Genomic DNA, 15,621 nt, shown 5'->3' with positions numbered 1-15,621 from the left:
GTGCCGAGACCTTCGGTCAGGGGGCCATGCGTTTGAGGAGCTGCTCGTGCTCGTGCTCGGAGAGCTGTTCGCCGGATGACGGCAGCAGTTGCGGGATGCCGTCGACGATCGGGTAGCGCAGGCGCAGGCGCGGGTTGTACAGGGCTCGCGCGGACGTCACGGACCCGTCCGGCGGCAGCAGACGCAGCGGGCCCTTGTCGAGCGGGCACGCGAGGATCTTCAGCAACTGGTCGTCCAGGCCGGGGGTGGAACTCATGGCGGGGTCAGCTCCTTGGCGGGCGTGGGGGGCGGGGGCGCCTTGTCGTGCTTCGGCATGGTCAGCAGCACGGTGACCGCCAGCGCCGTGCCCGCCAGCCGCAGCGCGAGCCGCGGCGGGTCGTCCGGCAGAGCCTCGCCGAACGACAGCGTGCCGAGCACCGCCGTGTACAGGCAGGTCACCGTCGTGCACACCGGCACGATCAGCGAGGCCCGGCAGCGCTGCAGCGCCGCCTGCGACATGACCAGGCCGAACGCGCCGGTGAACAGCAGCAGATACGGGTACGGGGAGCGCAGTACGCCGAGCAGCGCGCCGCCGATGTCGCCGCCCGTCCAGTAGCCGGAGACACCCTTGACGGCCAGCGAGCTGACACCGTAGAGCAGGCCCACCGCCACCCCGTACTCGACGCCCGTCGTCGGCAGCCGGTGCCGGCGCAGGGCGCGGCGCTCGGCGGCGCGGTACAGCCAGACCCCGCCCGCGAGCGACGGTACGCACAGCAGCAGGACCAGCGGGTAGGGGGCGGCGTGGCCGACGGTGTCCGCGGACTCGTCCAGCGAGAGCACGATCATCAGCAGCGCGGCGAGGATCGCGGCGAGCGCGTACCGCTCCCGCCCCGTGGTCTCCTCGCCCAGCAGCCGGGCGGAGAGCAGCACGAGCAGCACCAGGCCGGAGACGAAGATGGCCTGCGCGGCGGCGATCGGCAGGGTGCGGTAGACGACGAGCTGGGTGGCGAAGCCGGCCCCGAGGGCGAGCGAGCCGCCGATCCACAGCGGGCTGCCGAGCACCAGGCGCAGCAGCCGGCCCGGCCGGCGGACGGTGACCTCGGGCAGTGCGGCCAGCGCCCGCTTCTCCAGGACGAACCCGCTGCTGTACAGGACGTTCGCCAGCAGGGCCGCGGCCACTCCCCACCACACGGGCTACGCCCTGCGGGCGTGCAGGAGCAGGATGGAGGCCAGGGCCGGCCGGGCGCAGGCGAGCCGGTCCAGCGCCCGCAGCGGACGCGGTACGCCGTGGAAGGGCGCCCCTTCGAGCCGTACGACCTCGAAGCCGGCCGCCGCGACGAACTCCCGCAGCGCGCGGGCGGTGTACAGCCGCAGATGTCCCACGACCTCCCGGCCCGGGCGGCCGTGGATCGCGCGCAGGCTCACCTCGGAGAAGACGGGCTGGACGCCTGCCAGCAGCAAGGCGCGGTTGTACCAGGCCGCGAGGTTGGGGGTGGAGAGCATCAGATGGCCGCCGGGGCGCAGCACGCGGCGCAGCTCGTCGAGGGCGGCGTCCGGGTCGACCAGGTGCTCGATCACCTCGCTGAACAGGACGGCGTCCACGGCGGCGGTGCGGAACGGCAGCCCGCCGTCGGTGAGTTCACCGCGGACGGCGTACGCCAGGCGGGGGCGGGCCCGGTCCAGGGCGTCCTGGGACCAGTCGACGCCGATGATGCGGTGGCCGGGCAGCAGAGGGGCGGCGGTCGCCGCGGCGGTGCCGTCGCCGCAGCCGACGTCGAGGATGAGGCTCGGCGCGGTGCCCTCGCCGAGGGCGGTGGCGAGCATGCGGGCCTGGCGGAGGCTGCGGGGGGTGCCGGAGGCGACCGGGACGGCCGGGTTCTCGTAGAAGTCGCGCAGGCCCTCGGGGGGTGCGGTGGTGGTCATCGGGTGACCTCCGTCGCGTGCAGGTGGTGCGCGAACAGCTCCCGCAGACGGGCGCCGTCGCCGGGGCCGAGAAGGGTGCGCGACCAGCGCAGGGCCAGGTGCAGGCGGCCCGCTGTGGAGGCGGTGGTGAAGGTCAGGCCGCGGGGCATCCGGGCCGGTGCCGAGAACCAGACCGCGTGCGCGCGACCGGCCTCCTCGCCGAAGTCCAGGGAGTACGGGATGCGGCCGATGTTGCTCAGCAGCGTGGTGGACGTCCAGGGGGCGGCGGCCCGGCGCAGGGCCCGGGCGAGCGCCCCGCGCCAGGGGACCGGCAGGACGGGGGCGGTCAGGAGGGCGGCCCCGTGGCCGAGTTGGGGGCGCGGCAGGGACTTCAGGGCGCGGGTGCGGGTGGCGGTGCGGTGCAGCAGGCCGGGCATGCCGGTCAGGGCCTCGCTCAACTCGTCCGGTGCGAAGGGGACTTCGACCAGACGGGTGCCGTTGCCGATCGGCATCGTCGCATCACGGGGGCGGTCGTCGACCGGCATGGTGATGCGCAGCGGGCGGGGGCGGGCGCCGTGTTCGCGGTTCCAGGCGGCGAGGGTCAGGGCGGTGGCGACCATGAGCTGGTCGTTGACCGTGTAGGGGGCGCCCTTGGGGCGGTGCGGGAGGGGGAGTTCGGTGACCAGGACGTCGTTCCCGGGGGTGGGCCCGGGGGTGCCGGGGGCCACGCGTGCCGGTGGGGTCCAGTGGGAGGGGGCGGCACCGGCGGCCGGTTCAACGGTGGCCGTACGGACGGGTGGGGCGGCGGGGGAGTTGTCCTTGCCGCCGTACAGCTCGGCGGCCGTGGCCAGGACGCGCAGGCAGGCCGGGCCGTCGAGGGCGACGTGGTTGACGGTGAGGACCAGGGCCGTGCCCTCGTCCTGGGGGCCCGCCACGACCTCCAGGCGGATCGGCGGGGACAGCGAGAGCGCGGGCGCGTGGGACAGGGCCCGCGTCCGCGCGTCCCGCAGCGCGTCCCTCCCCGGTCGCGGAAAGCTCACCACCTCCACGTCCGGGGCCTCGGTCAGCTCCCATTCGTAGCGCCGGCGCCACCACGGGCCCGGGGCCTCGCGCATCAGGACACGCGGGTGGCGGCGCAGGGCCTCGCCGAAGGCCCGGCGCAGCCGCGCCGGGTCCAGCCGGCCGGGGAGGCGGACCTCGATGTGGACCGTCTCCGGTTCCTCGTCCTGCCGGCAGTGGCGTGCCACCTCGTCCACCACCGGGAACGGCAGCCGTTGCGGCGTGCGGGGCGGCACGTTCTCCAGTGCGGTCATCGGCCGTCGTCTCCCCCCTTGGGCTCCGGACTGCCCGGACCGCGTGCCGAGACGGGCGGTCCGGCCTCGGCGCGCGGGAACGGCTCCTGCGCCGGCCTCGTGCGCCGGGGCAACGGCTTCGTGGGGTCCGCCCCCGGGGGCGCCGGCGTCGTACCCGCCGGCGGGGGCACCACCGGCAGCACCGCCGTCGTACCCGGATCGCCGGCGCGCTCCCGCACGCCCACCAGGGCGGCGAACAGGCCGATCAGCGCCGGCAGCTGGGCCACCGGCGAGAAGGCGCCCACCCCTTCCCCGGCGGGTTCGCCCGCCCCGATCGCCGCGACCACGCCCGCCGCCGCGAGCGCCCCGAACGCGATCGGCACCAGCAGCGCGTGCCGCCGGTGCGCCAGCACCGCCAGCGCCGGCACCAGCAGCGCGAACCATCCGGCGATCACCACGCCCACCAGCGTCAGCGCCACCGTGCCCAGCGACAGCCCCGGCGGCGGGGGCACCGGCTGGGGGGCGTCGGGGTTGGGTGCGCGCCGGCGCCAGACGACCAGGCCGACGAGCGCGGCCAGCCCCACTCCACCGCCGATCAGCCCCGCCTCGTACGTCGTCGCCGGCTCGTACGACAGCCTGATCGTGCCGCCCGCGCCGGCCGGGACGCGCCAGCCCTGCTGCCAGCCGTCCAGCCGGACCGGGGTGAGCTCCTCGCCGTTCAGCGTGGCCCGCCAGCCGTCGTTGTAGTTCTCGTACGTCGTCAGGTACGAGGCCGCGCCCGCGCCGGCCGTCACCTCCCGGCGGTCGCCGAGCCAGTCCCGTATCCGCAGGTCACGGCCGGTCGACACCGGTTCTGTCAGCGTGCCCCGGGTCAGCGTCACGTCCGTCAGGACCAGCGGTCCGGCGTCGCCCGCCTCGACGCGGTGCGTGCCCTCGGACAGGTGCAGACCGCGCTCCGGGCACAGGGTCACCTGCACCGGCCGGCGCTCCGTCAGGTCCCTCACCGTGCCCGTGACGCCGGTCCGGTACAGCTCGCCGTCGACCGCCAGCAGCGGTCCCTCGCCGCACGGCAGGGAGAACTCCCGGTCGGGGCGGGGCTGCGGGGTCCGGTAGCTGTCGAGGGCCGGGAGGTAGGCCTCGGTCAGGCCCACCGGCAGTTGCAGGGCCTCGTCGACGACCGGGTTGTGGAGGGTGAGCGGAGCCGTCCCGGTGACCGTGATCTCCAGGCGGTCGGTCGTGATCGCCGGGAAGCGCACCCAGCCGTTCTCGTCCACACCGGCGCTCGCCGCGCCGTCGGGGGAGCTGATGCGCACCTGCGTGGGGCGGCTGGACAGCCCGCCGGCCGCCGCCAGTACCAGCTCGCTGACCGGCTGCTTGCCCTCCCAGCGCAGCTGGACCGTGGGCCGGTCACCCGCGATCCACGCGGTCGTCAGATCGCCGTCGGTGAGGTTGCGCGCGGCGAGGCCCGCGCCCAGCCGGGCGGTGGAGTCGGCGGTGGCGGTGATCCGCTGCTGCCGGCCGGGCGCGATCTCGTAGAGCAGCCGGTCCAGTTCCTCGCCCGGCACCGGCACCGCGCTCGCCGTCACCTCGTACGTCCCCGAACCGGCCGTGCGGAAGCTGCGGTGCAGGCCCGCCTCGGTCCCGGTCCGGGAGAGGCCGGTGGGGTCGGCCGGGCGGTGCAGGGAGATGACCTCCGAGGGCGCCGCGGAGACGTCCGAGGGCAGCCGCAGCATGCGCGTCACCTGCACGTCCGGCAGCTGTATCTCGGCGAAGCCCGCCCCGGTCAGCCCGGCCCGGCGGGCCACCGAGTCGACGATCGTCAGCTTCATCCAGCCGGTCGCGCCCGCCGGAGCCCGCACGCTCTGCGTCATGCCGTTCGGCTGGAGGAAGCTGGTCACCGACCCGCGCTCCGTCTCCACCCGCACGCGCGTGGCGGCTGCCCGCACGCTTTCCTGCGGCAGCGGCGTCACCTCGAAGGACGACGGCATGTCGTACTCGCCCGTGCCGGCGAACTCGATGCGCAGCCACTGTCCGTTCGGCGAGGTGACCGAGCCCTCCGCCCACGCCGTGGCCGGGTCGCCGTCGAAGGCGCCGACGGGGTCGAACTGCGGTAGGTGGAACAGCCAGTTGCCGTACGAGGACGCCGTCACCGACCGCGCCCCGCGCAGCTCGGCGACCGTCTGGTGGCGGGTCCCGGACACCGGCAGGATCTGGTGCGGCGGCTCACCGGCGTCCTGGTGGGCGCCCGGCGCGTTCCGCTCGTCCCGGGTGTACGTGTACGACGTGTTGGCGTTGACCAGCCCGAACCGCGTGTCGGCGCGGCGCAGCCCGTCGCCGGTCACCTGCAGCTGCGGCGAGCCGAGTCCCGGGTGGTTGTCGCCGGACAGCACGGTCGCCCGGCCGCGCAGCGCGGCGGCGAGCGGCAGCAGCGACTCGGGGCCGCCGGAGACGACGGCCGTGTCGGCGATCGCGTGCAGGGCGGCCTGCCCGGGCCGGGGTACGCCCTCGCCGCCCGGCCGGTAGATCTCCACCGCCCGCTGGCGCGGATAGAGCCCCTCGACCTGGAGCGGGGTGTCGTCGGCGATCCGGCCGCCGGTCATGACCGGACCGAGCCCGGTCACCCGCCGGTAGCCGGACTGCTCCAGCGTGCGCTTGACCGTCGTGGTGGGGACGGCACCGAGCTGATCGGGGTCGAGGTCGTTGCGGACCACGACGTAGTGGATGCCCGCGCGGCTCAGGAAGTCGGCCAGGCCCGGGACTTCGGCACCGGTCAGCAGGGCCTGCTCCACGGCGTCCATCGCGCGGCGGTTGCCGGGCGTGCCGAAGGGGACGTAGTCCCGCTGGGCCCAGCGGGACCCGGCGAGCACGTCGAGGGGCTGGTCGATGGTGGAGCCCCAGGTGTGGATGCCGTGCGCGGTGGCCGGGACGACCAGGGCCCGGGAGTCGGGGGAGTACTTCTCCAGCCAGTCGGCGGTGGCCCGCCAGTACTTCGGGAGCTCCTGGAAGGAACCGGCATTGAGGATCGACCCGTTGACGTACGGCCACACCAGCCCCGGCAGCACCAGCACCGCCGCGACCAGCGGGGCGAACCGGCGGCCGCGCACCGGCCGGGCGCCACGCGGCTCGGCGGCCACCGCCACCAGGTGGGCGAGGCCGAGGACCAGGGCGAGGGCCAGGCCCGTCTGGAACTTGTAGATGTTCCGGAACGGCGCCAGCCAGCCGTTCAGCCAGTCCTGCACGGTCCCGTGGAAGGGCGCCCCGAACGCGCCGCCGTATCCGGCGAGCAGGACCAGCCCGGTCACGAGCACGGTCAGCACCAGCCAGCGCCGCTCCGGCATGTCCCGCCGCGCCAGCCCGGCCAGCCCCAGTCCGGCGGCGAGCGCCGAGCAGACCACCACGAGCGCCGAGGACACCACCGTCCAGCCGGCCGGCAGCCACGCCTCGCCGAAATGCAGATACGCCACCCAGTTCCCGGCGCCGCGCAGCGCCTCGGTGGCCGCCATGGTGTCGGTCGTGGTCCGGGACGTCTCGATGTAGGGAAGGAAGTTCTCGCCGTAGGCGCCGAGCAGCAGCAGCGGTATCCACCACCAGGCCGTCGCCACGACCACGCCCGGCACCCACCAGGCGATCAGCTTGCGCTGCCGTGGGCCGGGCGGACGGGACAGCAGATACAGGCCCACCGGAAGCAGCGACGCCAGCGTCGAGGCCGCGTTCACGCCGCCCATGAAGGGGATGACCAGCGCCGAACGCAGCGCGGCCACCCGGGCCGAGTAACGCTCACCGGTCAGCGGCAGCAGCACCCACGGCAGGAAGGCCCCGGGCAGCGCGGCGGCGGACGTCGAGCCGACGACGGTCGTGAACAGCGGCCACAGCGCGTACGCCAGCGCGGCGAGCAGCCGGGTGGCCCCGCTGCCGACGCGCAGCCGCTCGGCCAGCCGCAGCGCCCCCCAGAAGGCGACCGACACGACCAGCGACATCCACAGGCGCTCCGCGAGCCACACCGGCAGGTCGACCGCGCGGCACAGCCAGTGGAAGGGGAGCATCGGCCACAGATAGCCGGCGTACTGGTCCTGGATGCCGCCGAAGCCGCCCCGGTCGTGCCACAACTGGCCGAGGTCGGCGAGGAACCGGCCCGGGTCGACGGTCACCCCGAGCTTGGTGTCGAAGGTCTGCCGGCCCGGCCGCACCACCAGGAACAGCACGAGGACCACGGCCCAGAACCCCAGCAGCCAGCGCCGCGACCGCGGGCCCTCCGGGGGGCCCGCGGCGGTCGCGGTGGTGGGGACGGCTGCGGGAGGTGGGGCCTGGACCGTGGTCGTCATGGGGGACACCGCCGGAGGATGAGGAGGAGATTCCAGGTGGCCACCTCGCGGATACCGGGCGCCTTGACGACGGCCTCCGTGAGGAACGGCCAGTAGCGGGAGCGCGCCGTGACGAGCGTGACGTCGTCGCGGGCGCGGACCTGCCGCAGGGTGGGGCCGATGTGCACGGCGAAGAGGTTCTCGCCGAGGGTGTGCTTGGCGGGCCTTCCGGTCCTGCGGCGGTAGCGGGCGCGGGCCCGGTCGGCGCCGAAGTAGTGCCAGGGGGCCCACTCGTGGCCGCCCCACGGGGAGAGCCAGTTGGTGAAGGAGACGTAGATCAGACCGCCCGGCCGTGTGACGCGTGCCAGTTCACTGAGGAAGGTCTGCGGGTCGGCCACGTGCTCCAGGACGTTGGAGGAGAACGTCACGTCGGCGACCCCGTCGGGCAGCGGCAGCAGGTAGCCGTCGGCGACCACCGTGCCGTCGGGCGGCTTCTCGCCCAGTTCGGTCACGTCGGGCTCGAAGAGGTAGGCGTGCGCGCCGCGCCGCCGGAACTCCTCCGTGAAGTGCCCGCCGCCCCCGCCGACGTCGACGACGACCCGCCCGGCGACGGGACCGTCGTACGCCTCCACCTGGTCGGCGGCGTCCCGGGCGAGCAGCGAGTAGCAGGCGCCGGGGTCGTCCTGCTCGCGCAGGAAGGCCCGGAAGAGGGCGAGGGAGCGCCGGAACGACGGATCCTTGAACCCCCGGTGAGGTGACGCCGTGGAGGGGGGCGGGGAACTGCGCGATCGACCACGGCCGACCCGCAGTCGCCGGTCGGCCGCGGGCGTACGGCGCGGGGGCGTCATGGCGTCCAGCCCCGCACCGCTTCCGCGGCAACCGCCCGGAACTGCAGCACCGTACGGTCCCACCGGTACCGGGCGGCGTGTTCGAGGGCCGCCTTGCCCATGAGCTCCCGGCGGTGTGCCGACAGGGCCAGCGTGCACCAGGCCGCCGCGAAGGAGGACTCGCCGGCTGCCAGGACGCCGGTCTCGCCGTCGACGACGGAGTCCCGCAGGCCGGGCACGTCGAAGCCGATCGCCGGGGTCCCGCGCGCGGCGGCCTCGGTCACCACCAGGCCCCAGCCCTCCACCGCCGACGGATGCAGCAGCAGCCAGGCCGCACACAGCAGGCGGTGCTTCTCGGCCTCGGAGACATGCCCGGTGAACTCGACCCCAGGACCGGCCAGTGCGGCGAGCCGTTCCCGTTCGGGGCCGTCGCCCACGATCACCAGACGGCCGCCGGTGACCGGGCGGACCCGCTCCCACAGCCGCAGCAGCAGATCGACGCGCTTGTACTCGACGAGCCGGCCGACCGCCACGAACAGCGGCTCGGGGGAGCGTTCGGCGAGCGGGCCGGGCTCCTCCACGCCGTTGGGGACCACCCGGATGCGTTCGCGTGCCACGCCGAGCGCGCGCAGCGCGTGGGCGGTGGAGGGGGAGACCGCGACCAGCAGACCGTGGGACTGCGCACCGGTCAGCGCCCAGTGCTCCAGGCGCCGGCCGATCCGGGCGGCGGGCGCGAGCGGGCCGCCGAAGCGCATCCGCCACAGGTCGGAGTGGACGTGGTTGACCAGGCAGAGGGTGGGGCCGCGGTGCCACAGGGGGGCGAGGTAGGGCATGCCGTTGCAGACCTCGACCAGCAGGTCGCAGTCGCCGACCTGGCGGGCGAAGGCCGAGCGGGCGCGCAGGTAGTGGCCGTAGGTGCCGCCCGCGGAGACGACCCGGTAGTCGCGGAACGCCGCCGGGCCGCCGCACAGCAGCGTGACCTGGTGGCCGAGGCGGGTGAGGCCCTCGGCCAGCCGGTCGACGAGCAGCTCGGAGCCGCCCGCCGCCGGGTTGCCGAGGTCCCGGTGCGCGAGGAAGACGATGCGGCGCGGGGGTGGGGGGAGCGCCGGGTGCCGCTGCTGCGGCCGGGGGAGCGCGGTGCGCAGCGGCGGCGGTACGTGCTGGGGCATGGGTGCTCCAACTCGTCTCGGGGTGCGGAACTCGATGTGGGGGAGGGGAGGTTGCCTGTGGGGAAGGGAGGTACTGCTGTGGGGAGGGTTCTGCTGTGGGGAAGGACGGTTTCTTTGCCTTGCCTGGCTGGGACCTGTGGACGGGATGTGCGCGGGGTGGGGTTGGACAGTTTTCGCCGAGGCGTTCGTCACGGCTACTCACGCACATGACAATTTCGTTGCTTGTTGTACCTGACGGCACGTCACAATGTGAGCCCCGGTCCGATTCCGGGCCTTGACGGCTACCCGGCCCGTGCCGACACTGGGCCGACGGGCAGGGGTGGGCACCGGGGCGGGACGACCTCCGGACCAGAGAGGCTGACCTCGCATGTCCAGACTGATCGCCGCCACCGTGACCGTCGTGGTCGCGGCCGCCCTCGCGGTGGGCGCCGCGCTCGGCGTCGTCGCGCTGCTCGAAGCCACCCCCGAGCAGCCCAACAGCCCCCTGATCACCTACGAACAAGCGGGCCAGGGGAGCTGACCGGTGACCGCCCGCCCGGCAACCGTCACCCCGCCCGCCGCCACCGGCACGGCCGGGGTCTCCCGTTCCGCGTGGCACGAGGTGCCTCGGCTCCAGGTGCGCAGATTCGCGGGGATCGCCATGGCCGAGGCGCCCGCGCTGGCCGAGGAGATCCTGCGCGAGATCCGCCGCGAGTACCCGCACCTGCCGCTCGTGCTGGACGAGAACGGCGAGCCGATGGCGCTGGTCGGCATCCGGCGCGCCATCGAGGTGTTCGTGCAGCACCTGGAGCACGCCGACTACTCGACGGGCCGTCCCACCGTGCCGCCCGGCGTCTTCCAGGAGTTCGGCCGTGGCGAGGGCCTCAACGGCCGCACCCTGGACTCGCTCCAGGCGATCTACCGGATGGGGGTACGTCTGGCCTGGCGCCGCTTCGCCGACATCGGCCAGCGCGTGGAGATCCCGCCACCCGCGATGTACGAGCTGGTCGACGCGGGCTACGAGTACCTCGACGGTCTGGTCGACCAGTCCGTGCGCGGCTACGCCGAGGCCGCCGCCCGCCAGGCGGGGGAACGGCTGCGCCTGCAGCGCCGGCTGATGGAGCTGCTGCTCGCCGAACGCCACCGCGGCGACCCCGCCGACGCCCTCGCCGAACGCGCCGCCCGGATCGGCTGGCAGCTGCCCGACAAGGTCGCGGTCGGGGTGCTGCTGCGCCCGGCGCGGGAGGCGCTCGCCCCCGCCGTCGGGCAGGGCGTGCTGCTCGACCTGGAGTACGAGCAGCCCCGCATGGTGGTGCCCGAACCGGATGCCGCCGGACGGCCCGAGCTGCTGCAACGCGCGCTCGGCGGCTGGGCGGGCGCCATCGGGCCGCCGGTGCCGCTGGCGGACGCCGCGAAGTCGCTGCGCTGGGCAGAGGCCGCCGTACGCCTGATGGAGCGACGGCTGCTGCCCGCCGGGGAGGTGCTGTTCTGCACCGAGCACACCGAGGCGCTGGTGCTGCTCCAGCCCGAGGAACTCCTCGACGACCTGGCGTCGCGCTGCCTCGCCCCGCTCGCGCACTGCGGCCCCGCGCACGCGCGTCGGCTCGCGGAGACGCTGCTGGCCTGGCTGGAGACGCGCGGCGGGGCGCCGGAGGTCGCGGAGCGGCTCGGTGTGCATCCTCAGACCGTCCGGTACCGGTTGCGGCAGATACGGGAGCTGTGGGGCGACGAGATCGACGACCCGGACCGGCGCTTCGAACTGGAACTGGTGCTGCGCGCCCGGCGGTTGCGGGGCGAGATCGGCCGGGACCGTGCTCAGTCCCGCCGGGCGGCGCCGCCGACGGGAAGGCAGGTGAGGTCGCGCCCGACGACCACGCGCCCGGAGTAGCCCCGGCTCGCCTTGGCGTGCCAGGTGGTGTCCGGGACGATGTTGGTGGCGCCGGGCACCAGATGGCTGAGGACGAGCGTCGGCACACCGGCGCGTGCCGCCAGCGGGCCGACCAGGCCGGCGTCGGTGTGGCTGATCTCCATGTGCCGCTGCTGCGCCGGTTTCAGCCCGCCGAGGGCGAGCGTGTCCAGGTCCATCACCTCGTGCACCAGGACGTCCGCGCCGCGCGCCAGCCGCGCCACGTTGCCGCACGGGGCGGTGTCTCCGCTGAACACGACCGATCCGTCCGCGGTGTCGAAGCGGAAGGCGAAGGACGGGTAGACCGGCGGATGTTCCACCAGTACCGCCGTGACCCGTACCCGCTCGTCGCGCATCACCTCGAACGGCTCCATCGGCGGCGCCATCAGCTTGCGCGGCCCGGCGCCCCTCGGCGGGCGGAACCGGATGTCGTGCGCCACCACCAGCTCCCGGATGTCGGGCCAGCCCTCACTGCGCGTCCGGACGTTGATGTCGTAGGCGGTGGCGTCGATGTGCCCGGCGATCAGGTCCTTCGTGCCCGGTGCGGGCGCCGACGGGCACACGGTGCGCACGCTGCGTCCGGCGGGGTGGACGGCGGGCAGGGTCCCGGCGGAACCGGGCCCGTAGATGTGCACGGGCCCGCCGAGCGGCTGGAAGCCGCCGAAGCGCAGCCACAGCAGCGGGTACAGGTCCGACAGATGGTCCGAGTGCAGATGCGTGACGAACACCGCGGTCAGCTGCTCCGGCGTCAGCCAGGCCTGCGCGTACCGGGCGAACGTGCCCGGCCCGCAGTCCACGAGGTAGACCCGCCCGTCGACGACCAGCGCGGAGCAGATGCCGGACCGCCCGTGCATGGGGACGGGGCCGCCGCTGGTGCCCAGCAGCACCAGCTGGGTGCCCTTGTGCGGTTCGGCGACCGCCGGGGTGGGGCGCAGGGGAAGCGCGGCGACCGCGCCGACTCCGGAGGCGGCAGCGGCGGTACGGAGGAGGGTGCGGCGAGTGGGCGCGGGGAACTTGGGCATGGCGGATCCCGGGGAGGCTGAAGGGGGAGCGAAGTCGGGTGCTGTTGTCCTCCCGTTGCCCTGCCGGGCCCCGGAAGGTTCACCCTCGTCAAGCAGTCAACGACCACAAGCCCCTGCGGGCTTTGGTCCGGCACCCCAAACTCCCTCGCCCTTTTGGGACACCGGCCTCATGCAACGCCCTGAAGGGGCCACGGGGTACGGCGCGATCAACCACCACGGCGCCGCAGCCGAACGACGACACATCCCGGCACTACCCCGACCCCAGCAACCGCACGATCTCCAACGCCATCCGCAGCTCCAACGCATCCTGCTCCAAAGGCCGCCCCAACAGCTCCACCGCCCGCCGCACCCGATACGTCACCGTGTTCCGCGCCACGAACAACCGCTCGGCCGCTCCCTGGGGGCTGCGCCCCTCCGCCAGATACACGCGGAGCGTCTCCCGCAGCTCCCGCACCCGCGGATCGTCGGCGCCCAGCCCCCCGAGGACGCGTGCGGCGAACCACCGGGCGTGTTCCACGTCCGCGGTCAGCAGGGCGGCCGTGCTCACATCGGCGTAGTCGCACAGCCAGCCGGTGTGGCCGAAACGGTCCACGCGCCGGGCCTCGCGGGCGCCGCGGTGGCTGCGCCGGAAGCCTTCGGGGCCGTACCCCACCGGTCCCAGCGCGGCCCGCAGCGGGCGGCGTTCGGGGACCAGCCGGGGCAGCCCGGCCAGGGCGTCCCTCGGCGGCTCGGCCGACCAGCAGGCCCACGCCCACAGCTCGGCGCTGCCCGCCGCCACACTCAGCAGGTTCTCCGCCCCGGCCGCCCGGCCCAGCTCGCCTGCCAGCGACCTCAGTTCGTCCGTCGAGGTGGCCTCGGGCGAAGCGGTGGTGACGATGAACGCCACGTGATGGCGGGCCAGTTCGTAACCGAGCGTGCGGGCGGCGACCGCCCCGCCGGCCGGCCGGCCGCCCAGCAGTTCGTCGACGATCCTGCGGCGCGCCGCCTCCCGGCCGCGCCGCCACCGGTCCCGCTCGGCGACGTACTCCTCGGCGAGCCGGCTGGCCTGCACGTCGGCGTAGACGAACAGCAGCTCGCTGACCCGGTGGCTCTCCTGGGACCGGACCTCGTCCGGCTCCTTGTCGAGTGCCTCCATCAGCCGCCCGTGCAGATACGCGTGCCCGAGCCGCACACCGCGCAGCACGCGCTCCAACGGCACGTTGCGGCGGGCCAGTTCGGCATTGCCCGCCACCGCCTCGGGCACCACCAGCGCACCCGTCGGCTCCGGCTCGGTGAGCAACCCGCGCAGCGCCTGGAGCACGGTCGCCTCCACGGCCCGGTGGAACGGCGGGTACGCCCCCGGCCCGCCGTGCTCGGGCACCTGCCGCACGATGTGCGCCGCCATGTCCCGGGCGACCTCGACGGCCCAGCCGACCGGCCCCGGCCCGAGCGGCGCCCGCGCCGCGGCCAGGGTCTCGGGCGAGCACACCGGTTCCGGCGGCGCCGCCGAGGGCGCCAGCCGCAGCAGCCACGACGACCCGCTCACCCGGCCAGTACAGCAGACGCGGCCCCCGCCGGCGCCCCCGTCAACCGGCCCCCGCCAGACCCCGGGACCGCAGCACCCGCCGCTCCAGCGGAGCGAACAGCAGGAGGTCCACCGCGATGCCCACGACGAGGATCTCCCCGATGGTGGCGAGCACCAGCGCCATGTCCTGGTAGGAGCGGGCGTTCTCCAGGAGCTGGCCCAGGCCCAGCCCCAGCTCCGGGGAACTGGCGATGAGTTCGGCGGCCATCAGGGACCGCCAGGAGAACGCCCAGCCCTGTTTGAGGCCGGCCAGATAGCCGGGCAGCGCGGCCGGCAGCAGCACGTACCGCACCCGCGCGGCCCCGGTGGCGCCGAGCACCCGCCCGGCCCGCAGATACAGCGGCGGCACCTGGTCGACCCCGGCCAGCAGCCCGTTCGCGACGGACGGCACGGCACCGAGCAGGATCACGGCGTAGATCGTCGCGTCGGTCAGCCCGAACCACACCACCGCGGCCGGCACCCACGCGACCGACGGCAGCGACTGCAGTCCGGACAGCACCGGCCCGAGCGCGACCCGGACCGGCCGCACCGCGCTCAGCAGCAGCCCCAGCGCGGTCCCGAGCAGCACGGCCGCCGCGAAGCCGAGCGCGCCCCGCTCCATGCTGGTCCACACCGTGGAGAACAGCGTCCCCTCGTACCACTGACCGGACAGCGCCCGTCCCACGTCGGCGGGGGAGGGCAGCAGATAGTCCGGCTTGAGCCCGGCCTCGTACGCGGCCTGCCAGGCGAGCAGCACCAGCACGACGGCCACCAGGGGCGGCACCAGCCGTTGCCGCAGCAGCCGCCCGACGGGCGTCCTGGCGGACCCGGTGGGCGCGCTGTCCAGCGCGTCCAGGCCCGCCTCGACGGCCGCCGTCTCACGCACCTTCCGGGTCGCGACCGTCTCACCGGCGCCCATGGCGGCGGATCTCCTCCCGTAACGCGTCGGTGATCAGGGCCGTCAGCGCGGCCTCCGGGGTGCCGTCGGCGCTCCACTCGCGGGCGATCCGGCCCGGCCGGGAGGACAGCAGCACGACCCGCTGCCCGAGCCGTACCGCTTCGCGGACGTTGTGGGTGACGAACAGGACGGTGAGGCCGTTCTCCGCCCAGATACGGGCGAGTTCCTCGTGCAGCACGTCGCGGGTGATGGCGTCGAGCGCGGCGAACGGCTCGTCCATCAGCAGCACGTCCGCGTCCTGGGCCAGCGCGCGGGCCAGGGCGACGCGCTGGCGCATCCCGCCGGACAGCTCGTGTATCCGCTTGCCGTACGCGTCCTTCAGCCGGACCAGATCGAGCAGCCGCCGCGCCTCGCCGGGCCGGTCGCGCCGCGGCACCCCGCGCAGCCGCAGGGCGAGTTCGACGTTCCGCCCGGCGCTCAGCCACGGGAACAGGGCGTGGTCCTGGAACATCAGCGCGGGCCGCCGCCCGCCGGGCACGTCGATGGCGCCGGTGGACGGCCGGTCCAGGCCCGCGACCAGGTTGAGCAGCGTGGACTTGCCGCAGCCGGAGGCGCCCAGCACACAGACGAACTCGCCGCGGCCGACCGTCAGCCCGATGTCGTCGAGCACGGTCTGACGGCGCCCGGCGGTGCCGAACCACTTGGAGACATGGGTGAGGCGTACGGCCGCGCGCCCCGCCTCGGCCGGCAGGACGGGACGGGCCGGTGCGCCGGTGTGCAGCATCGTTTCTGACATGAGATCG

General features: G+C 74.8%; 13 protein-coding genes. 2 read left to right on the top strand and 11 right to left on the bottom strand.

What is annotated here, in order from left to right; all coding sequences use genetic code 11:
• Positions 1-16: 16 nt before the first annotated feature.
• The 7 genes from ACIHCM_RS03030 to ACIHCM_RS03000 are packed head-to-tail and all read right to left on the bottom strand — an operon-like array spanning position 17 to position 9,470.
• Positions 17-256, bottom strand: coding sequence for a Trm112 family protein (locus tag ACIHCM_RS03030; protein ID WP_399888170.1), 240 nt, complete (start codon positions 254-256; stop codon positions 17-19).
• Complete coding sequence (locus tag ACIHCM_RS03025) at positions 253-1,158, bottom strand: hypothetical protein (RefSeq protein ID WP_399888168.1); 906 nt, start codon at positions 1,156-1,158, stop codon at positions 253-255. Before ACIHCM_RS03025 ends, ACIHCM_RS03030 begins: the two co-directional genes overlap by 4 nt.
• A 15-nt stretch (positions 1,159-1,173) precedes the next feature.
• Positions 1,174-1,902: a class I SAM-dependent methyltransferase gene (locus tag ACIHCM_RS03020; protein WP_399888166.1), complete on the bottom strand. Its 729-nt coding sequence runs from the start codon at positions 1,900-1,902 to the stop codon at positions 1,174-1,176.
• Complete coding sequence (locus ACIHCM_RS03015) at positions 1,899-3,194, bottom strand: condensation protein (RefSeq protein ID WP_399888164.1); 1,296 nt, start codon at positions 3,192-3,194, stop codon at positions 1,899-1,901. The genes ACIHCM_RS03020 and ACIHCM_RS03015 overlap by 4 nt, the downstream gene beginning before the upstream one ends.
• Entirely contained in the window at positions 3,191-7,495 is a 4,305-nt protein-coding gene (locus ACIHCM_RS03010) for an alpha-(1->3)-arabinofuranosyltransferase family protein (RefSeq protein WP_399888162.1), read from the bottom strand. The genes ACIHCM_RS03015 and ACIHCM_RS03010 overlap by 4 nt, the downstream gene beginning before the upstream one ends.
• Entirely contained in the window at positions 7,492-8,322 is an 831-nt protein-coding gene (locus ACIHCM_RS03005; RefSeq protein WP_399888160.1) for a class I SAM-dependent methyltransferase, read from the bottom strand. The genes ACIHCM_RS03010 and ACIHCM_RS03005 overlap by 4 nt, the downstream gene beginning before the upstream one ends.
• Positions 8,319-9,470, bottom strand: a complete 1,152-nt coding sequence (locus tag ACIHCM_RS03000; protein ID WP_399888158.1) for a glycosyltransferase family 4 protein — start codon at positions 9,468-9,470, stop codon at positions 8,319-8,321. The genes ACIHCM_RS03005 and ACIHCM_RS03000 overlap by 4 nt, the downstream gene beginning before the upstream one ends.
• A 367-nt stretch (positions 9,471-9,837) precedes the next feature.
• Between ACIHCM_RS03000 and ACIHCM_RS02995 the strand changes: the two genes are divergently transcribed.
• Together ACIHCM_RS02995 and ACIHCM_RS02990 are read left to right on the top strand one after the other, a co-directional pair.
• Entirely contained in the window at positions 9,838-9,990 is a 153-nt protein-coding gene (locus ACIHCM_RS02995; protein WP_393104001.1) for a hypothetical protein, read from the top strand.
• Between the two features lie 3 nt (positions 9,991-9,993).
• Positions 9,994-11,337 (top strand): PucR family transcriptional regulator, encoded by a 1,344-nt coding sequence (locus ACIHCM_RS02990; RefSeq protein WP_399888156.1) that lies wholly within the window; start codon positions 9,994-9,996, stop codon positions 11,335-11,337.
• Here ACIHCM_RS02990 and ACIHCM_RS02985 read toward each other — a convergent pair.
• The 4 genes from ACIHCM_RS02985 to ACIHCM_RS02970 all read right to left on the bottom strand — a co-directional run bounded on the left by ACIHCM_RS02985 (position 11,265) and on the right by ACIHCM_RS02970 (position 15,614).
• Entirely contained in the window at positions 11,265-12,377 is a 1,113-nt protein-coding gene (locus ACIHCM_RS02985; protein ID WP_399888154.1) for an MBL fold metallo-hydrolase, read from the bottom strand. The two genes, ACIHCM_RS02990 and ACIHCM_RS02985, sit on opposite strands and share 73 nt — an antisense overlap.
• 250 nt (positions 12,378-12,627) lie before the next feature.
• Complete coding sequence (locus ACIHCM_RS02980) at positions 12,628-13,902, bottom strand: PucR family transcriptional regulator (protein WP_399888152.1); 1,275 nt, start codon at positions 13,900-13,902, stop codon at positions 12,628-12,630.
• Between the two features lie 40 nt (positions 13,903-13,942).
• Positions 13,943-14,839: an ABC transporter permease gene (locus tag ACIHCM_RS02975; RefSeq protein WP_399888150.1), complete on the bottom strand. Its 897-nt coding sequence runs from the start codon at positions 14,837-14,839 to the stop codon at positions 13,943-13,945.
• Entirely contained in the window at positions 14,826-15,614 is a 789-nt protein-coding gene (locus ACIHCM_RS02970) for an ABC transporter ATP-binding protein (RefSeq protein WP_399888148.1), read from the bottom strand. Before ACIHCM_RS02970 ends, ACIHCM_RS02975 begins: the two co-directional genes overlap by 14 nt.
• Between the last annotated feature and the right edge of the window lie 7 nt (positions 15,615-15,621).

The sequence above is a fragment of the Streptomyces sp. NPDC052023 genome, assembly GCF_044548465.1.
In the GTDB taxonomy this organism is placed as follows: Bacteria; Actinomycetota; Actinomycetes; order Streptomycetales; family Streptomycetaceae; genus Streptomyces.
Note: the sequence above shows the minus strand (reverse complement) of the source record. Positions and strands in the feature narration are given on the sequence as shown.

Coding starts and splice junctions, on each gene's coding strand:
- ACIHCM_RS03030 (WP_399888170.1), bottom strand. CDS start 256: ATGAGTTCCACCCCCGGCCTGGACGACCAGTTGCTGAAGATCCTCGCG.
- ACIHCM_RS03020 (WP_399888166.1), bottom strand. CDS start 1,902: ATGACCACCACCGCACCCCCCGAGGGCCTGCGCGACTTCTACGAGAAC.
- ACIHCM_RS03015 (WP_399888164.1), bottom strand. CDS start 3,194: ATGACCGCACTGGAGAACGTGCCGCCCCGCACGCCGCAACGGCTGCCG.
- ACIHCM_RS03010 (WP_399888162.1), bottom strand. CDS start 7,495: ATGACGACCACGGTCCAGGCCCCACCTCCCGCAGCCGTCCCCACCACC.
- ACIHCM_RS03005 (WP_399888160.1), bottom strand. CDS start 8,322: ATGACGCCCCCGCGCCGTACGCCCGCGGCCGACCGGCGACTGCGGGTC.
- ACIHCM_RS03000 (WP_399888158.1), bottom strand. CDS start 9,470: ATGCCCCAGCACGTACCGCCGCCGCTGCGCACCGCGCTCCCCCGGCCG.
- ACIHCM_RS02995 (WP_393104001.1), top strand. CDS start 9,838: ATGTCCAGACTGATCGCCGCCACCGTGACCGTCGTGGTCGCGGCCGCC.
- ACIHCM_RS02985 (WP_399888154.1), bottom strand. CDS start 12,377: ATGCCCAAGTTCCCCGCGCCCACTCGCCGCACCCTCCTCCGTACCGCC.
- ACIHCM_RS02975 (WP_399888150.1), bottom strand. CDS start 14,839: ATGGGCGCCGGTGAGACGGTCGCGACCCGGAAGGTGCGTGAGACGGCG.
- ACIHCM_RS02970 (WP_399888148.1), bottom strand. CDS start 15,614: ATGTCAGAAACGATGCTGCACACCGGCGCACCGGCCCGTCCCGTCCTG.